The organism is Morganella psychrotolerans (genome assembly GCF_001676155.1).
Taxonomy (GTDB): domain Bacteria; phylum Pseudomonadota; class Gammaproteobacteria; order Enterobacterales; family Enterobacteriaceae; genus Morganella; species Morganella psychrotolerans.
In genome coordinates, this window is sequence record NZ_LZEW01000001.1 from 835,308 (window position 1) to 853,580 (window position 18,273).

Sequence of the window (18,273 nt, forward strand, 5' to 3'; positions counted from 1 at the left end):
ATATGAAAGGAAAATTAACAATCTTATTATTATCAGCGCTGCTGTCGGGCTGTGACCAGACCGTCGTAAAAGATATCAGTGTTGATGAGTTATCAAAAAACCTGGATAACCCGGATTACCTTATTATAGATACCCGTCCGGACAGCCTGTATTTTGGTTTTAAAGATAAAGATGCAACCCGCGGTGGTCATATAAAAGGTGCTATGCAATTTACCACCGGTTGGCTGGACTTTATTGATGAAAATAAATTCAATAATTTTGTTGCCGAAAAGGGAATAACCAAAGAAAAAACGCTGGTTTTCTATGACAGTAATCCGGATGACCTGGACAGAGTAACCGCTGAATTTGCCGCCAAAGGCTATAATGTACTGGCATTTAAAGAGTTTATTAACTATGCAAATTTAGATTATCCGATGGAAAAATACCCGAATTACTGGATGAGTGTTTCACCCGGATGGGTTAACGCCGTACTTAACGGTGAAAAGCCGGAAAGTTATACCAGTGATAAAAAACCGGTGATATTTGAAGTTTCATGGGGCGCTGCGGAACAATCCAAATCCTATTCCACCCATATTAAAGGTGCCTATCATTTTAATACGGACTGGATTGAAAATGCACCTGTATGGAATTTATCTGAACCTGACGTTATTAAAAATAATTTACTGAAAAATAGTATCCGCAAAGATACCCCGGTCATAGTCTATTCTGAAAATCAGATGGCGGCATTACGGGTATTGTGGGCGCTGAAATGGGCAGGGGTTGAAGATGTCCGTTTTCTTAACGGCGGTTTAAATGTTTGGGTTGATGCAGAATTACCAACAGAAACCGCAGTTAATATCCCTGTGCCGGTTTCTGATTTTGGTGCTTTTATTCCGGCAAATCCACAGGTCAATATTTCCATGCCCGCTGAAGCTATTCAGGGACAAAAATCCGGATTAAAACTGATCAGTAACCGCACATGGGATGAATATACCGGGAAAATTACCGGCTATGATTATATTCCGCGTAAAGGTGAACCGGCAGGAGCTATCTGGGGATTTGGCGGTAAGAATTCCAATGATATGTCTGATTATTATGATCCCGACGGCACATTACGTAATCCGGAAGAGATTTTTGCACTCTGGAAAATGCAGGGAATTGAGCCTTCAGATCACGTTGCGTTCTATTGCGGAACCGGATGGCGGGCAAGTGTCTCATGGTTTATGACGCAAATGGCGGGCTGGGAAAACAGTCAGATATATGATGGCGGTTGGAATGCATGGCAAATGAACCCGGAATTACCGGTGCTTGATAATGCACAGAGCAAAATCAGCAAACCAAATGCACTGAATGACTTTGGTGAAATCGTGAAAAAACCGGGACAATCCTGCAAAAGCTGATGCCGGATTATCAGTATCCAGGCACGGAATTTTTTCCATCAGAGGTAAAAAGTGGTGAATAATAGCGAGAATATTCTTCAGGGGGGAGGGAGATCTTTAGTAACGAAGAAAGATGATGTGGTTTTCCGCATCCCTGCTCCCTGGTCAGCGACAACCATTGCACTTCTCAGACATCTGGAGCAAGTCGGCTTCAAATATTCACCAAGGATCGTCGGTACTGGATTCGATCCGGAAGGGCGGGAAATGGTTTCATTTTTGGAAGGGGATTTTGTTCATCCTCAGCCGTGGAAAGACGAGGCTCTACCGTTATTGGGACAGATACTGAAAGAGTTGCATCAGGCGACCAGTTCTTTTTTGCCACCAAAAAACGCTCAATGGCACCCATGGTTCGGTCGGAATTTGGGAACAGCTTCGGTGATAGGTCATTGTGATACGGGGCCATGGAATATCGTCTGCCGTAATAAATTACCCTTTGCGCTCATTGATTGGGAAGAGGCAGGGCCTGTTGACCCATTGATTGAACTGGCACAAGCCTGTTGGCTAAACGCTCAGTTAGTCGATGATGATATTGCTGAAAAGCAGGGACTCCCTTCAGTTGAGGTTCGTGCACATCAAATGCGCATGTTACTTGATGGATATGGCGTTCTACGCTTTCAGCGAATTGGTTTTATTGAAAAAGTGAGAGACTTTGTGATTTTCAGTGCTGCAAATGAAGCTATTACAGCGCGAGTGACTATGGATAGCCAGGAGATTGATCCGCTTTGGGGGATATCGTGGAGGGCTCGCAGTGCAGCTTGGATCATAAGACACCAGGAAAAACTAAATCGGATAATCATGGCGGACTGATCGTTCATCCCGAAGTACATATATCTGAACGAGAGTTTGGAATTGAAAGAGACAGAATAGAACATGAGCATGCTCTGAGAGGCACGGGAGAATTTACGCTGGTTTTTTCCGGATGTGATTGGTGATGTCCATAAAAATGGGATTCACGGACAATCAGCTGAAATCCCGAATTTTTCCAGTGCGGGTAAAATAATTTTCTTCTGAATGAAAGTCCAATAGGGGCTGGATACCTGATTTCCATTGCTATATGTCATTTAACATAATATACATTATGCGAACCTAAATATGAAATAGAGAAATCCAGTGTTCTGGCTGGTTCAATCATGTTGGTTCTTTTTCGGCTCTAAACTGAGTCCTACCTTCATTTAACCCCGAATACCAATTACTGGTTTGTCATCTTCAGGATCATGACGCCCTAATGAATCTTCAGAAAAAGGCTTTAATTGGGGTCGATATTATTCGACCCTGTGTGTGTTTAATGATTAAATCCGAATATCACTTTTTGCAGTACGCTCTCCGCCTTCATGGCCTGTATTTAGAATGCCACAAGGTTCAATTATCATAATATGAGTTTCGATATCGGCACTGGTCTTATGCTCTATGCCCCGGGGAACAACATACATTTCTCCTGCAACCAGCTGCACATGCTCATCTTGAAAATCAATCCGTAAAACACCATCGAGTACAATAAATGCTTCGTCTGTCTCCGGATGTGTATGCCAGATAAAATCCCCCTGAATTTTGACTACCTTAAATTGATAGTCATTCATTTCAGCAATCACTTTAGGTTGCCATTGTTCAGTAACAAGGGATAATTTATTTTTTTAAATTGATGGGTTGATACATTATTGAGCTCCTTATAAATGAGGGAGCATCATAGTAAGAAATGCTGAATAATTATTGAATGATCGTGCAACTTAATATCTCAGTTATTTTGGATGTATTTTAACCATCGACCGGGAGAAATACCAAAATGACTTAAAAATTGACGGTTTGCATGACTCTGATCTGCAAACCCAGCTTCGATAGCACTATCTGCCAAATGTTTACGCTTTAATATCAAGTCTTTAAACCGTTCCAATCGTCGCATAGTTATATATCTATATGGACTTGTTCCAAATAATACGCGGAAATCCCGACTCAAACTCCACCGTTCCCTGCCACTCACTGAAGAAAGCTCATCTAGTGTAATATTATTATCAAAATGTGAATGAATATACTCCCGGGCAAGCTCTGCGGCTTTGTAATCAAATGACCGTCGTTGATGACTTTGTCCTCCGATAGCAGCGAGGATCTGTACAAGATCGTAAATTGCATCTTCTTCTTCAATCATTTCAAAATGCATATCCATTGCTTTTAATAAGGGCTGAATTGCAGTTGATAGCCTGGGATCAGTAGAAATACCATCAGGAATAAAGGGGAGCGGCTTACCGCCAAGAATATTTTGAACTAAAGAAGGCTTAATATATAACATACGATACCGGAATCCATCCAGTGTCCCTGCCTTTCCATCATGCACTTCATCGGGGTGTAATATTACAGTCCCTCCCGGCAAGCTATGACGTTTTTGACTACGATAATTAAAACTTTGTACACCAGCTAATGTGCGCCCAATGGCATAGGTGTCGTGGCGATGAGGTTCATAACCATGACCAGAAAAAAAAAGCCTCTATACGTTCTATCTGCATTGAGTGCTCAGCCAGCTTCACCCAGTCTTTTGCTTTTTCATTTCCCGGCATTCTGATACTCTCCTCTCAAACCACAGGTAATTAACAGTATTATATACAATAAATCTTTTGTTCAGTAAAAAGTCTTTATCAGGCTGTAAGGCCGCATGGCTTGTTGACTTATATCAATGAAACAAAATTAATTGAATCGATTCGTCTCATAGACTATTTCCTGCTATTGACTTAATAACCCATGGGGTGAGAATAAATTAATACTTTAATTTATCTGAATAATAATTTTATCCTTGGAAGGTTTATCATGAGCTATCGTATGTTTGATTATCTGGTACCGAATGTTAATTTTTTTTGGTCCGGGCGCAATTTCTGTTGTCGGTGAACGCTGCAAACTGCTGGGTGGTAAAAAAGTTCTTCTGGTGACTGACAAAGGCCTGCGGGCAATTAAAGACGGCGCGGTAGATAAAACTATCGGTTATCTGAAAGAAGCCGGTATTGATGTTGCCGTGTTTGACGGCACTGAGCCCAATCCGAAAGATACCAATGTGCTCGAAGGTCTTGCGATGTTCCGCCGGGAACAGTGCGATATGATAATTACGGTCGGCGGCGGCAGCCCGCACGATTGCGGTAAAGGTATCGGTATTGCGGCGACACATGAAGGCGATCTGTATAGTTACGCCGGGATTGAAACTCTGACAAACCCCCTGCCACCAATTATTGCCGTGAATACAACAGCCGGTACTGCCAGTGAAGTTACGCGCCATTGCGTACTGACCAACACAAAAACCAAAGTGAAATTCGTTATCGTCAGCTGGCGTAACCTCCCTTCTGTCTCTATCAACGATCCGCTGCTGATGATCGGTAAACCGGCGGCACTGACTGCCGCAACCGGTATGGATGCCCTGACTCATGCGGTTGAAGCGTATATTTCCAAAGACGCCAATCCGGTAACGGATGCCTCTGCTATCCAGGCAATCCGCCTGATTGCCCGTAACCTGCGTCAGGCAGTGGCACTCGGTACTAATCTGAAAGCACGTGAAAATATGGCGTATGGATCACTTCTGGCCGGGATGGCATTTAATAATGCCAATCTTGGTTATGTGCATGCGATGGCGCATCAACTGGGCGGCTTATATGATATGCCGCATGGTGTGGCTAATGCTGTATTACTGCCACATGTTGCACGCTATAACCTGATTGCCAACCCGGAAAAATTCGCGGATATTGCTGAATTTATGGGTGAAAATATTACAGGATTATCTGTGATGGATGCCGCTGAACGGGCAATTGCCGCTATCGCGCGTCTCTCTGCGGATATCGGAATTCCACAGCATCTGAGTGAATTGGGTGTGAAAGAGTCTGATTTCCCGTATATGGCTGAAATGGCACTCAAAGACGGTAATGCGTTTTCTAACCCGCGCAAAGGTAATGAAAAAGAGATTATTGAAATCTTCCGTCAGGCATTCTGAGTTCCGGGAAAAACACCCGCCGGGGCATTGTGCCGGCGGGCTGATTGCCGATACGGTAAACATTATGCGAACCAAGGTAGCTAATGGAGAAATCTGACACTTTAGCTGGTTATATCCCCCCCCCCTAAACGGAGCCCTCTTTTTCAATCACCAGTATTCTGGCTTCACCCACCGGATGTGCAACATGCTCACAGCCGATACCGGCATAAAGAATATCACCGGCATTTAAGATAACTTGCTTAGTCTCGCCATTCTCTTTGTAATGCATTTCTACAGTGCCATCCATGACGGCGAAAACTTCTTGTCCGTCATTAACGTGCCATTTGTATGCTTTATCTGTCCAATGCAACCGTACTGTTGTGCCGTCAAAATTAGCAATATCTAATGCCTGCCAGGCTTTGTCTGCGGTAAAGTCTTTGCTTTTGTATGTTTTCATTTTGTGATTTTTTTGTAATTATCAATCAGTTATTTTGTATTTAATATTTGCAGTTTTTCAAATCGGAATCAATAATTTTTCTATTCTATTTCCTGGTAGTTGAACAAAAGTAGATACCGGAAATGATCAGAACCGCACTTAACAAATGAAACCTGTGTAATGTCTCATTTAAAAATATATGTAGCCTGCTTATAGCCTGAATTTTATTTTCAGACTAAAAATCAATAAAATAGACTATCGCCTGTTTTATTGTTTGCAGTACCATTTCCAGTTCGTCATACGTCAGTGAACTGATTGCGACACGGATAGCTTGCGGAATATCCCGTGTGACGGCGTAAGATTCAGCGGAACTGACGACTATATTAGCATCCCGCAAATGGCTGATAACGATATCGCAACGGACACCGGGAGGCAGCGGGATCCATAAAAAATAGCTGCACGGATGGGCGATATAGGGAAAATCAGTAAAAATCCTGCGGACAATATCTTGCCGGTTTTTGGCATCACGGCGTTTTCTCTTCTCCAGTTTTTCTGCATCCCCCTGCTCTAACCATTCACTGATAATCGCCGTTGTTAGTGCAGGCGTGTTCCATGTCGTAATACGGATGATGCGCTCAAGATTGGCAATCTGTTCCGGTGGTGCAACAACCAATCCCACACGAAAGCCGGTCGCAATATTTTTGGAAAATCCGGTCACATAAAATGTGATATCCGGTGCAAGCTCAGCCAATGGCGGTGGTGCCGTTTTTTGCAAAAAAGAGTATGAACCATCTTCTATCAGCCAGAATTGATGCTTTCTTGCAAGGTTAATCAATGCCTTACGGGATGATAAATCCATCACCCAACCCAGCGGATTATGCAGTGTTGGCATGGTGAAATAACCACGGATCTTCCGGTGTCCGCATATTTGAGCAAATGCCGTTAAATCAGGGCCGGATTCTGTAATAGGAATTGCTACTAAATCAATATGATACATTTGTGCCAGTGCCTTGAAACCAGGGTATGTCAGGGCATCAGTTGCAATAACATCTCCCGGGCTGAACATGCCCAGCACAATGGTGGCAAGACCATGTTGTGCGCCACTCACTATAACGACCGTTTCCGGATTAACGGATGAAAATCCGCGTAATTTCAGGTGTTGTGCCGTTATTACGCGTTCATGACGCCGTCCGGCGTGAGGCTGATAATGCAACAGACTGTCCAGATCACCACTCATGGATAACTGACGTAATGAACGGCGCAGCAGTGTTTCCTGTCCTGTAATTTCCGGATAAATAAAATTAAGATCATACATTTCCGGCATGACATCCTGTTCAATACTAAATGTTGGTAACAAACTGATATCACGAACAAATGTTCCGCGCCCTGTTTCCCCTCTGACTAACCCGAGACTGATTAATTCTTTATATATCCGTGACGCTGTCACTAATGAGGTCTTCTCATCAGCAGCAAATGTTCTGTGTGCGGGTAATTTAGTCCCCGGAGGTAGCTCACCACTCAGGATACGGGCTGCGATTGTATCGACGTAGCATTTATAACGTGGTGCGGCCATTTGAAGTGTATCCATGACAATTTTTTTGATTGTCATGATTATCAGTATTAGGCTCTGGTATCACAAGGTCTTATTAAGCGGAGTATGATATGGATAATGAAATAGTGGCAACTTCCCACTCAGCGCGTGGCTGGATCAACGGCTTTATTGGTGTCCTGATCTTTAGCGGCTCCCTGCCCGCAACAAAAGCCGGTATTATCGGGTTTGCACCTGATTTTCTGACAGTGTCACGGGCAGCAATTGCCGGGATTTTTGCACTGATAATTTTACTGGTCATGCGCCAACGCTTGCCGGCTGCAAAATATATCCCGTCATTACTGATAGTGGCGGCAGGCGTTGTTGTAGGTTTTCCGTTATTGACCGCTCTTGCCCTGGAGCATGTCAGTTCTGCTCATTCAATTGTCTATCTCGGATTATTACCTCTGGCGACTGCATTGTTTGGTGTTTTGCGCAGCAGTGAACGCCCGAAGCCTGCCTTTTGGTTTTTTTCAGTCCTGGGCAGTGTGTTTGTTATGGGATTTGCATTATTTCAGGGCGGTGAAAGTACACTGACCGGCGATATCTACATGTTGGCGGCAGTATTACTTTGCGGGCTCGGGTATGCGGAGGGCGCTGCCCTTTCCCGTCATATCGGTAGTTGGCAGGTGATTTGCCAGGCATTGGTTATTTCCCTGCCGGTGATGATCATTCTGTGTATTGCATTATGGCCGGAAACATTACGCGGTATACCGGCACAGGCATGGGGCGGATTAATCTATATTGCGTTATTCAGTATGCTGATTGGTTTTTTCTTTTGGTATCGCGGGCTGGCTGAAGGCGGTATTGCTGGCGTCAGTCAGCTACAGCTGTTACAGCCGTTCTTTGGATTGGTCCTTTCTGCTTTGATACTTAATGAGGCGGTCAGCTTTGTTATGATTGCATCAACGGTTGGCGTTATTGCCTGCGTGGCAGGTTCAAAGCGATTTTCCTGATAAGTTATTATGAAGGTGATTTATTTTTTGACTGAATACTAAAAACAATGGTTAACATAAACAGGGTTATGACCAGCGGCATAAACATAACAGAGTCGCCATAAATAACAGCCGCAACAGCGGCACCAATGGCAAGGGCTACGCCGGAAATACCATCCAGTATGGCGATGTTCCGGTCGCTGTCCACTGATGTAATTAGTGTATCAATGCCTGCGCCGTAAAACATTTCCAGAAATGTCACACCAATAACAATTAACAGCAGTCCCGGCAGACCCGTCAGCTGGAAAAACCAGGGAATAAACAGCAGAATACAAAGCCCGGTTGCTATCAGTATCGAATTTACTATGCCGCACTTTTCCGTGAGATATCGGTATACGGGGATCTGCCCGATAATTATCACACCGGTGTTGAATAACATCACCGGTCCGATAAGCGATTTGTTATCTGATTGCACCAACTCCAGCGGAACAATGACTTCAAAAGTGTAGTACAACATAGAGAAAAGAATACTGATAACTGAAATAACCGCGACATCTTTATTTATCAGGTCAGAAATAGTAATGGTACCATGTGGCTGACGTGGTTTCCCGGGACAAATTTTCAATCCGGTTGAGAATAAAACACCGATGATAAATAATAAGATCAGTGTCAGGAGTGCAGTGGTAAATGTCATGGAAAAATAGACAAATGCACTGATCAGCATCGGTGAAATTGCCGCACCTGTATTGTTGAGTGTCATACGTACAGAAAAGCTTTCACTCATATTTTTCGCTGTGGCTTTAATATAATATTTTGATGCAACCGAAAAAAAAGATGTAGCAATGCCGTTTGTCAGCATGACAATCAGGCAAAGATAAAATGACTGATCATAAAATAACAGTGAAAGTGATATTAATTTAAATATCAGTGAAAAAATAATGACTTTTTTACTGTCAAACTGTGTTGCCGACGGGATCACTATAAAATAGGCCAGTGAATATGACCAAAACTTTACAGTCCCTAAATAAAGTATTTCTTTAGCGCTGAGATGTGTACCGACAAGGTATAACAACGCCAGAGGCATCAGTAATCCGGAACCCATCGCATTAAGTAAAAAACAGAGGTTAATAGCCCGGCTGTTTTTTTCAAAAACGGCACGGTATATTCCCATCAGCTAAGGTTCCAGCGCTGACATATTTCAGAAAAAATCGCCCTTCCGGTATCGGTAAGTACGGCATGTTGTTTGACGATACCGGCTGTATTGCGTAATTTATTCATGCTCTCAGTAAATCGTTCGTTATACTCATCGGTACATTCCCCGGTGCTTTTTTTTAATGATTTCATCAAATACATGGCAAATACGGGAAAGAACAAATAAAGCATGAAAGATACCGATCATTGGCCTGTCATCATCACGTAATGGTGCGGTAAATACATCATCGGGCGAATTCAATACCAGTTGATCCTGTGCGTTCAGTATATTCAGTGCGGTATGCCCACACTCATGGGCCAGGATATCAATGTAATACGCCACAGAATGCGACGGATGAACATAGGCAAATAACATTCCCCACATATAGAAATTAGTGCCTGAGCGCATAAAACGGGAGCCGTCTTTTGTTTCCTGAGTCAGGTAGATCTGATGAATGAACTGATTGATCTCCTGCCGGGTATCGGGGGCATAGCGATAAATAACAGCAAGTGCCTCTTTAAGTTTTACCGTTTCATCAATTGCCAGTTGGTTATCATCACAATAGCCGAAACCAAGCTGTTTATCGTCACGGATAATTTTTAAAATGATATGTGTTGCAAATGAACAATCATCAGAGCTCAGTGGTGATATTGCCAGTTGTTGCAGGTTATCTTCTCTTTTTAATTGATTGAGATAAGTTATCGCAGTTGAGTGATCTTCATCTTCAGCATATATTCCGGCTATATAGTGGATAGCACAGGTTTCCCATGATAACGGCAATGATGGTTTCATTTCAGGTAGTTTATAAAAATCCAAAAGATAATTCAGTGATGCATAGATTTCGGATGAAAAATAGTGATAAGCCTGCTGGTGTGAATAGTCAGGAAAAGTCAGATTAAACATATTATCATACTCCATTGATTATATAGTCCATGAGAGGGTCATGCCTGTAACAGACAGGCATGACCTGTATACCCGTATTCATTCAAATCGCAGGTTCGTTGGCTGCACTCAACCAGCCGGGTCACATAGTTTATCTATGCTCCCCGTCTGTTTTCCCTTGCCGCCTTCCTGCAACTTGAATGACGTTGGGTATAGTCATTATTAAATAGCGGGCATATTATTTACTAAATGACCAACCAGACAATGGGGATTTTATCTTCAGTAGTTTACTGGTATCTAATTTTTTTCATTATTTTAATTCCTTATAAATAATAATAGATGGAGTTAGATTGATTATTGCTGTGTTTGAATGACCAATAAATCGTAAATTAAAAAACGAAAAAATAAAAAAACATTTTTTTCGTCATGTGTGTGATTTTTTTAGATGATAGTCACAAAAAAAATAATTTTCTTAATTAAAATATATCAGGACTGCATTTATTAATTAAATGCCAATTAATTAATAATGATATTAATGATTTATTTTTTATAAAAAAATACCGCCCGACGTTATCTGCCGGGCGGTATCAATAAGAGTCTGAATATAGCTTACATCAAAGATAAAAATGTCTTTTTAAAATCATCGATATCATGTTGTGTCGTCGCCCATGAAGTACACAGACGCAAACAGGATTTACCCGGTTCAGCAAGCAATGTTTCATGGAATACAAACTGTTTTTTCAGTTTTTCGGCCAGTGTCACAGGCAGGATCACAAATACCTGATTGGACTCCGGTGGTGCCAGAAAGGTGAAACCCTGTTCTGTAAAGAATGCAGATAACTGCCCTGCCATATTATTCAGATGACGGCCTAATGTGAAATAGAGGTCATCGGTAAACAATGCGAGGAATTGCGCTCCGAGTAACCAGCCTTTTGCCTGTAAGCCACCCTTTTGCTTGATACTGAAGCGGAAATCATCTTTCAGTGCAGGATTATTAATCACCAGCGCTTCTGCGGCAATAGCACCGATTTTAGTTCCGCCGATGTAAAATGCGTCTGTCAGCGCGGCAACATCTTCAATTGTGATATCGCTCACGTCAGACATCAGACCGGATGCCAGACGTGCGCCATCCAGGTAGAGCCACAAACTGTGTTCATCACAGAATTGGCGCAGCGCCTGTAGCTCGGCTTTGCGGTAAACTGTACCGATTTCTGTGGAGTTCGTGATATAGACCAGTTTTGGCTGTACCCAGTGTTCATCATTATGTTGTGCAACTATCGGTTTCAGATGATCGGGGGTCAATTTTCCGTCAGGGGAAGAGATAGTGATAACTTTGTGCCCGGTTGCTTCAATCGCGCCGGTTTCATGTGTCGCAATATGCCCTGTGCTGACAGAGATAACCGCCTGATGCGGACGCAGAAAGTGAGAGATAGCGGTCAGGTTTGTGATGGTGCCGCCGTTGAAAAAATGCACGTCTGCCTGCGGACGACCGATCCGCTGTTTAATCAGTTCAGCTGCACGGTTGCACAGTGAATCCATCCCGTAGCCGTCGTGGCGATGCCCTGCAGTGTCAATTATCTCTTTTAAAACAGCGGGATGAGCCACTTCATTATAATCATTCTGAAAACGGTACATGTATTTCCTCCGGTTATGTTATCCCTGATAAATCAGTTTGTGCTTACCAGCCCGATCACGCCCTCATCAAGGGTGATTTTCCCCTGAGTTTTCAGGCGCAGCAGGACTTTGTCAGCATGGCGCCGGGAGGTTCCCAGGATACTGGCAAGCATATCCCGGGGAAGACGGATTTGGTGACCACTGATTTGTGTCAGCATATAAAGTAAGTTATTTTCAATAGAATCAACGGCATTCATCAGGCGCTGTTCGCCGTTAATCAGACAACGTTTTGCCAGTTGACGATTAAGCAACAGTGACAAGCGGTGATCCTGAGCAAGCCAGGTCAGAAATGCCGTTGCCGGCATGCGCAGAACACGGCAATCTGATAATGCAATAACATCATACCGGTAGGCCTGCTGGCAGATAGCTTCCATTTCACCCAGAAATTCGCCGCGATAACAAAAAGTTAATCCGACTTGCTTGCCATTTTCCGCTTGTTTATTAACGATAAACTCGCCGTCCAGGATAACATAAACCGCCTGGTTAGGGTCGCCCTGACAGATAAGGTTTTGTCCGTTACGGACATGCAGTGTGGTAACGGTGTTTCTGATGAGATCAGGTGCATCGCGGAACAAGCCGTCCGCATTGGGCAGAAGCTCTTCTTCACTGAATTTCAGCCATAATTCACGAAACGGGGTATCGTTTTGCATCATCGTTATCAATTGGTCAGACTGAGATATTTATCGTGAAAATACGGTAACACGGTTAATCGTGTGTTTGAATAGGTCGTGGCGGGTTATTTTTTGTTACGGTGTAACAAATATTCATCAACAGCAGGTATATATTTCCTGCTGTTGACGCATATGCAGTGAAGGTTATTAATTTAGTTCGTAGCCATTCAGGTATTTTTGCTGTTTTGTGCTCAGATTATCCAGTGAGACACCCATGTCTTTCAGTTTCAGCGCCGCTACATTGCGGTCAATTTCATCACTGACATCATAGACTTTAGCTTCAAGGCTATGTTTGAGCAGGTATTCCGCACTCAGTGCCTGAAGTGCGAAACTCATGTCCATAATTTCTGCCGGATGACCATCGGCACAAGCGATATTGACCAGTGCACCGCGACCTAATAAATAGAGGGTGTGTCCGTTTTTCAGGGTGCAGCCTTCAATATTGTCACGGACAGTCGTGATAGTGTCGCTGAGCCGTTTCAGGTCAGTCAGGTTAATTTCATCTTCAAAATGACCGGTATTGCTGATTATGGCACCCTCTTTCATCAGACTGAAATGCTCTGCTGTCAGTACATCACAGCATCCGGTGGCGGTAATGAAGATATCTCCCCGTTCTGCCGCTGCGTTCATGGTCATAACGGCAAAGCCGTCCATTTTCGCTTCCAGTGCTTTGATAGGGTCAACTTCCGTCACAATGACTTCAGCACCCAATCCTTTTGCCCGCATTGCGCAACCTTTACCACACCAGCCGTAACCGGCGACAACAACCGTCTTCCCGGCAATGACCAGGTTGGTGGTGCGCATAATGCCGTCAAATGTGGATTGCCCGGTGCCGTAACGATTGTCAAACAGGTGTTTGGATTGCGCGCCGTTAATGGATAACACAGGAAAATTCAGTGCCTGATTTTTTTCACGGGCAATTGCGCGTAAAACGCCGGTGGTGGTTTCTTCACAGGCGCCGATAGTGTGTTTTGCGTATTCAGGATAGATACTGTGCAATTCATGAACCAAATCACCGCCGTCATCAATCACAATGTGCGGCTCACAGGCCAGTGTTTGTTTTACAAACTCCTGATATGCCTGCGCATCGGCTCCGTGAATGGCAAAGGTACTGATCCCGCTGACAATAAGTGCCGCCACAACATCATCTTTTGTGGACATAGGATTGCTGCCGGTGACAGACACCTGTGCGCCGCCTGCCGCCAGAACCCGCGCCAGATAGGCGGTTTTGGCTTCCAGGTGAATAGAGAGCGCAATACGTTTTCCGGCAAAAGGTTGCTCTTGTATAAAACGTTGTTCAAGTGCACGCAGCAGCGGCATGTGGGCACGAACCCAGGTAATTTTTTGCTCGCCCTGCGGGGCTAATGAGAGATCTTTATAGATACCGGTGACCATAGCAACTCCTGTGTACCCTTATTCATTCAAACCGCAGCCAACTAACCTGCATTGAATGATGTTGGGTATATACGTTTTTAATAACGGGGAATTGGGTCACAGTAGCGGAGTGCTTTATATGTCTCCAGGGCAATTGCCCTGAAAACGGCAAAAAAAGGTTAACCGGATGATATTTTTTATCAGCACATTCTTCAGTTAATGGCTCAGGTAATCATCGCTATGACAACCGGCAGTGTCAGCACGGCGACCATGGTCTGAAATGTAATGATACCCGCCATTAGCTGACTGTCACCGCCGAGCTGGCGCGATAAAATATAGGCGGTCGGTGCGGTCGGGATAGCAAAGAAAATCACAAACAGGTGATATTCAAGATCATTCAGCCCCGTTACAGCCGCAACAGCAATTGCCAGCAACGGCATAAGACATAAGCGGATAACACTGTTAAAGCCGATTTTCAGTGCCGAGTAACGGATAGTTGCAACCTGTAATGCCGCACCGACACATAACAACCCGAGCGGCAGGCTGGCACCGGCAAGTAATTTGGCAAATTGATGTGTGTTATACGGCAACCCGATACCAGAGATATTCAGTAACATCCCGATAATGCAGGATATTATTAACGGATTTGTCAGAACGGGAACCAGCAGACGGCGCAGAGACAGTTGCTGAAATTCTGACAGGGATATCACGGAAATAATGTTACACAGCGGCACTAATACCGCGAGGATCACCGCTGCAACGGCGACACCGGAAGGACCATAAAAATCATTGACGATGGATAACCCTAGATAGGTATTAAAGCGGATAGCCCCCTGGATAAGCACACCAAATTCAGCAACCGGTATTGCATGAAACCGCTTTGCAATCACAAAGCCGATTGTCGCCAGTCCGAGCATGATAACCAGAGAAAGCGCGAGTTTCGGCAGTTGTGGGTTATCCAGCGGCGCGGTGGCGAGGCTGCTTATCAGCAGTGCCGGAAACAGAATATAGTAATTGAGTTTTTCCGCACCATTCCAGAACCCGGCGTCAAATACCGGACGCCGTTTTAATACGCAACCCAGTAAAATCAAAGCAAATAACGGCCACAATGTCATTAATATGGCAAACATCAGCTGACTTCCGGCAAGACAGATATGTCCGCATCATAACAGGAATAATGTAATGCGCGAGTAACAGTACCGGTTTTGTATCTCTGATCGCGTTTTTACATTAAATCAGGTGCAACACATAAAACACACTACGTTTTTGCCGCGCAGTATGTTAACCCGCCGGAGTTATTACCTGATAAGTTTGCCGGCCGAATGAGCGACAATGTCAGCGGGTTATGCTGAGTATGGTGGATTTTCTTCCGGGTGACGTGGTGAGTTTCCTGACTGACAGAGGCATCAGGATTTCTTTGTTGGATTTAATTTAACCCCGGAGACATCATTCACGGACAGATGTCCGCTTTAATCCGCAAAGTGCCTTATAACCACAGGCTTTGTGGAAAAACCAAACCATAACATGTACATATCCTTATGTACATGACTTACCTTTCTTATGATTTTATCAACTAAAAGTTATACTTAACCCCAATCATAGCTGAACTATCGTTATAACCTTTATCACCCACTTGCGTACCTACATTCCCCCACAGGTTCAGGCGTGGGTTGATTTGCCCTTCCACACCCACTTTCACCTCACCTATGTTACGAGCACCCGCCTGGCTGATACGGACATCATCCATTGTAGCGCTATAGCTGCGTGTATTATGCAACCAGTTAACTTCAATAAACGGCTCGAAGGTACGACCTTTGTCTTCATCCATAGCGTAATGGCTCTTCAGATAAGCACGCATACCCAAACGTGTCTGTACATTGCCATCGCCATCGCTATTGACGAGGGTACCATTATCTTCTCTATGTTGGTCAGCCGCCACACCCATCCACGTTGCCTGTGCTGTAGGTTGGATAAACCATTCGTTTATCGTACCTTTGCCATTGGTAAAATCACCCATTTTAATGGTGTAACCCGTTTCCAGCGATGCAGTTAACCCTTTAGACTTATAGGACTCACTGACCAGCTGTTCGCCCTTGACATCGTTATTAAACCAGTTGTATTGCAACCACGTATCCATATAAAGACCCAATTTATCTGCATCGTTGGCAAACCATGTACCATAAACGCCAACACTGTAGCCATTAACTGAACCTTTAGAATCATAGCCCGTTACAGAGGAATTTGTCTTACTATGGCTATTAGCATACCCGGTCATCAGTCCCAGGCGGCTTTGGTTTAAACCATTCGTTGACCATTGGGCGATATCGCCCCCCAACTGAACCATATAGCTATTACTTCGAGTTTTTAACTTCCCATTGCTATCACGCCAGCCGTTATACCCCCCAACCTGACGTAACCAAAGGCTGGTGACCTTTTTCTCTCCAGTGAGAGCATCAATATACTGAGTTTCACCTAAACGGTCGTGCAAACTTGTATTAAATAACGTATTTGCCGCTGCGAGATTAGCAATATAGCTACCACCTTCAGGTCGACTCACATGTTCACCATCAACAGGTGGCCCAACTACAGGTGGCTCAACTACAGGTGGCTCAACTACAGGTGGTTCAACTGGTAGTTGACTTGTTAAAATCCAGTTATTGTTTCTGCGAACCAGCGAGTAGTCGTATGCACCAGCAACGATACGGCCGCTCTGAGTAAATATACCGTCTGACTGACCGTCTACATGAATTAATTTAATTCCTTCAATAGTCCCGGCGCCTTTCCCGCCGATATTATTAACAATGACATTTGTATTACCATAGCTATCTCCTTCAATGATCATCTTATCGATAAGAGAGTCATCCCCGGCCAATTTTGCATTAAAACTGATAGTGCCATCATTCCCAATATAATTATAATGAACAGTCAGGGTTGAACCTATACCATACCCATCAGAGAACCGTATAACTCCAGCGTTAGCAAGTTCGTTTACATCAGAGTCCAAAATAATATCCCATGAAGAAGTGGAGTCAATATTAAGCACACCAACGTTACGAATGTAGCCAACAAGTGATGAATAATTGGATAATCGAGTGTCTATATAAGATTTACCCACAGCAATTATGGAGCCAATAGCACTGCTTTTATTAAGGTTAAAGTCAATAATCGATTCGTCAGAGCCAAGTAACAAGGCGGCGGTAGGGTTTCCGGTGGTGACCATTGAATCGTTAATTACATTAATTTTTGCAAAAGCCCCATCAGAAACCATAAATGCCGTGGTGCTTTCGGTAGTGACAGATGAGTTATCAATAGCAATATTAGTGGTGAAGTAGGTACCAGCATTACCTTTATATATATGAATCGCACCAGCTGTATTTTTAGACTCAACAACACTTCCATTTTCAATGGAAATATCCCCACCTTTTGTAACAATCCCATATCCAGAACCATACTTATCTCTTCCGGTGGAATTTATTCTAGTATTATCAAATTTAATTACGCCACCAACAATATAAGCTCCAGCTGCCGAACCTTCTGAATTTATAGTACTATCCCGCACTAAAGTTGTAGTGGTTTTTGGATTCTCAACTCTGTTGGCATTCACAACCAATCCATTAGCACTTTCTCCGGAAGTGCCATCTGTCGCAGTTACGTTAATAACTGTATTTTTAATCTCATACTGGCTAAATTTATTAAATACTGCCCATGTATCATGACTGGATAAATTAGCATCCTCGATGACGGTGTTGGCGTACACAATAGCAGGGCTTAAGATAAGCCCTGAAATAACTAAGCTGAGTGTTTTTATTTTATAGTTATGCATATGGTAATTTAAATACTCCTTTATGATAGGTCGGTTTTTACAGGTTGAGGATAATATCAATAATAACAAGATGGAACTCATGTTGCGTTAGGTAATGGAAAATGATATTAAAAATAAACGGACAAAACCAAGAAGAGAAATCCTGATTTTATTATTTTCAATCTGTGTTGACTGGTTGGTTTTTGATAATTCCCCTCCATTAACTCCATCTTACAATAATCAATCAAATAGCATTGTTAGATTCCGGCTTAATTTAGCTGACACATTGTGCTTATGATAATATGGTAGGTTTCCCATTAACGTAATTAGGCTATCTGATGCACTAAGTTTTTTTTCGGATTTT

Annotated in this window: 12 protein-coding genes and 3 pseudogenes; 4 read left to right on the top strand and 11 right to left on the bottom strand. The window is 43.5% G+C overall.

Features of this window, described 5'->3' with window-relative positions:
• The first annotated feature begins 2 nt into the window (after nt 1–2).
• Complete coding sequence (locus AYY16_RS04150) at nt 3–1,379, top strand: rhodanese-like domain-containing protein (protein ID WP_067362451.1); 1,377 nt, start codon at nt 3–5, stop codon at nt 1,377–1,379.
• Between the two features lie 54 nt (nt 1,380–1,433).
• Nucleotides 1,434–2,225 (top strand): phosphotransferase, encoded by a 792-nt coding sequence (locus AYY16_RS04155; protein ID WP_067364662.1) that lies wholly within the window; start codon nt 1,434–1,436, stop codon nt 2,223–2,225.
• Between the two features lie 482 nt (nt 2,226–2,707).
• Here AYY16_RS04155 and AYY16_RS04160 read toward each other — a convergent pair.
• A pseudogene (locus AYY16_RS04160) lies at nt 2,708–3,071 on the bottom strand (cupin domain-containing protein).
• Nucleotides 3,072–3,150: 79 nt separating this feature from the next.
• Nucleotides 3,151–3,964 (bottom strand): annotated as a pseudogene (locus AYY16_RS04165) (AraC family transcriptional regulator).
• A 247-nt stretch (nt 3,965–4,211) separates the two neighbouring features.
• Here AYY16_RS04165 and dhaT point away from each other — a divergent pair.
• Nucleotides 4,212–5,376: pseudogene (dhaT, locus tag AYY16_RS04170) on the top strand (1,3-propanediol dehydrogenase).
• A 124-nt stretch (nt 5,377–5,500) separates the two neighbouring features.
• Here the strand turns inward: dhaT and AYY16_RS04175 are convergent.
• Both AYY16_RS04175 and AYY16_RS04180 read right to left on the bottom strand, forming a co-directional pair.
• Entirely contained in the window at nt 5,501–5,812 is a 312-nt protein-coding gene (locus AYY16_RS04175) for a cupin domain-containing protein (RefSeq protein WP_067362453.1), read from the bottom strand.
• A gap of 214 nt (nt 5,813–6,026) precedes the next feature.
• Nucleotides 6,027–7,364, bottom strand: coding sequence for an aminotransferase-like domain-containing protein (locus tag AYY16_RS04180; protein ID WP_067364665.1), 1,338 nt, complete (start codon nt 7,362–7,364; stop codon nt 6,027–6,029).
• Between the two features lie 89 nt (nt 7,365–7,453).
• Between AYY16_RS04180 and AYY16_RS04185 the strand changes: the two genes are divergently transcribed.
• Nucleotides 7,454–8,335 (top strand): DMT family transporter, encoded by an 882-nt coding sequence (locus tag AYY16_RS04185; RefSeq protein ID WP_067362456.1) that lies wholly within the window; start codon nt 7,454–7,456, stop codon nt 8,333–8,335.
• Nucleotides 8,336–8,342: 7 nt separating this feature from the next.
• Here AYY16_RS04185 and AYY16_RS04190 read toward each other — a convergent pair whose 3' ends face one another.
• The 7 genes from AYY16_RS04190 to AYY16_RS04220 form a co-directional block, all read right to left on the bottom strand.
• Complete coding sequence (locus AYY16_RS04190) at nt 8,343–9,485, bottom strand: MFS transporter (RefSeq protein WP_067362459.1); 1,143 nt, start codon at nt 9,483–9,485, stop codon at nt 8,343–8,345.
• Between the two features lie 132 nt (nt 9,486–9,617).
• Nucleotides 9,618–10,409 (bottom strand): aKG-HExxH-type peptide beta-hydroxylase, encoded by a 792-nt coding sequence (locus AYY16_RS04195; protein WP_235846206.1) that lies wholly within the window; start codon nt 10,407–10,409, stop codon nt 9,618–9,620.
• A gap of 588 nt (nt 10,410–10,997) precedes the next feature.
• Entirely contained in the window at nt 10,998–12,023 is a 1,026-nt protein-coding gene (locus tag AYY16_RS04200) for a threonine aldolase family protein (RefSeq protein ID WP_067362464.1), read from the bottom strand.
• A gap of 32 nt (nt 12,024–12,055) precedes the next feature.
• Entirely contained in the window at nt 12,056–12,715 is a 660-nt protein-coding gene (locus tag AYY16_RS04205; RefSeq protein WP_223861143.1) for a Crp/Fnr family transcriptional regulator, read from the bottom strand.
• A 165-nt stretch (nt 12,716–12,880) separates the two neighbouring features.
• Nucleotides 12,881–14,128, bottom strand: coding sequence for an adenosylhomocysteinase (locus tag AYY16_RS04210; RefSeq protein WP_067362467.1), 1,248 nt, complete (start codon nt 14,126–14,128; stop codon nt 12,881–12,883).
• 203 nt (nt 14,129–14,331) lie between these two features.
• Nucleotides 14,332–15,237: an AEC family transporter gene (locus AYY16_RS04215; RefSeq protein WP_067362470.1), complete on the bottom strand. Its 906-nt coding sequence runs from the start codon at nt 15,235–15,237 to the stop codon at nt 14,332–14,334.
• A 443-nt stretch (nt 15,238–15,680) separates the two neighbouring features.
• Nucleotides 15,681–17,930: an autotransporter outer membrane beta-barrel domain-containing protein gene (locus AYY16_RS04220; protein WP_067362472.1), complete on the bottom strand. Its 2,250-nt coding sequence runs from the start codon at nt 17,928–17,930 to the stop codon at nt 15,681–15,683.
• Nucleotides 17,931–18,273 lie beyond the last annotated feature (343 nt).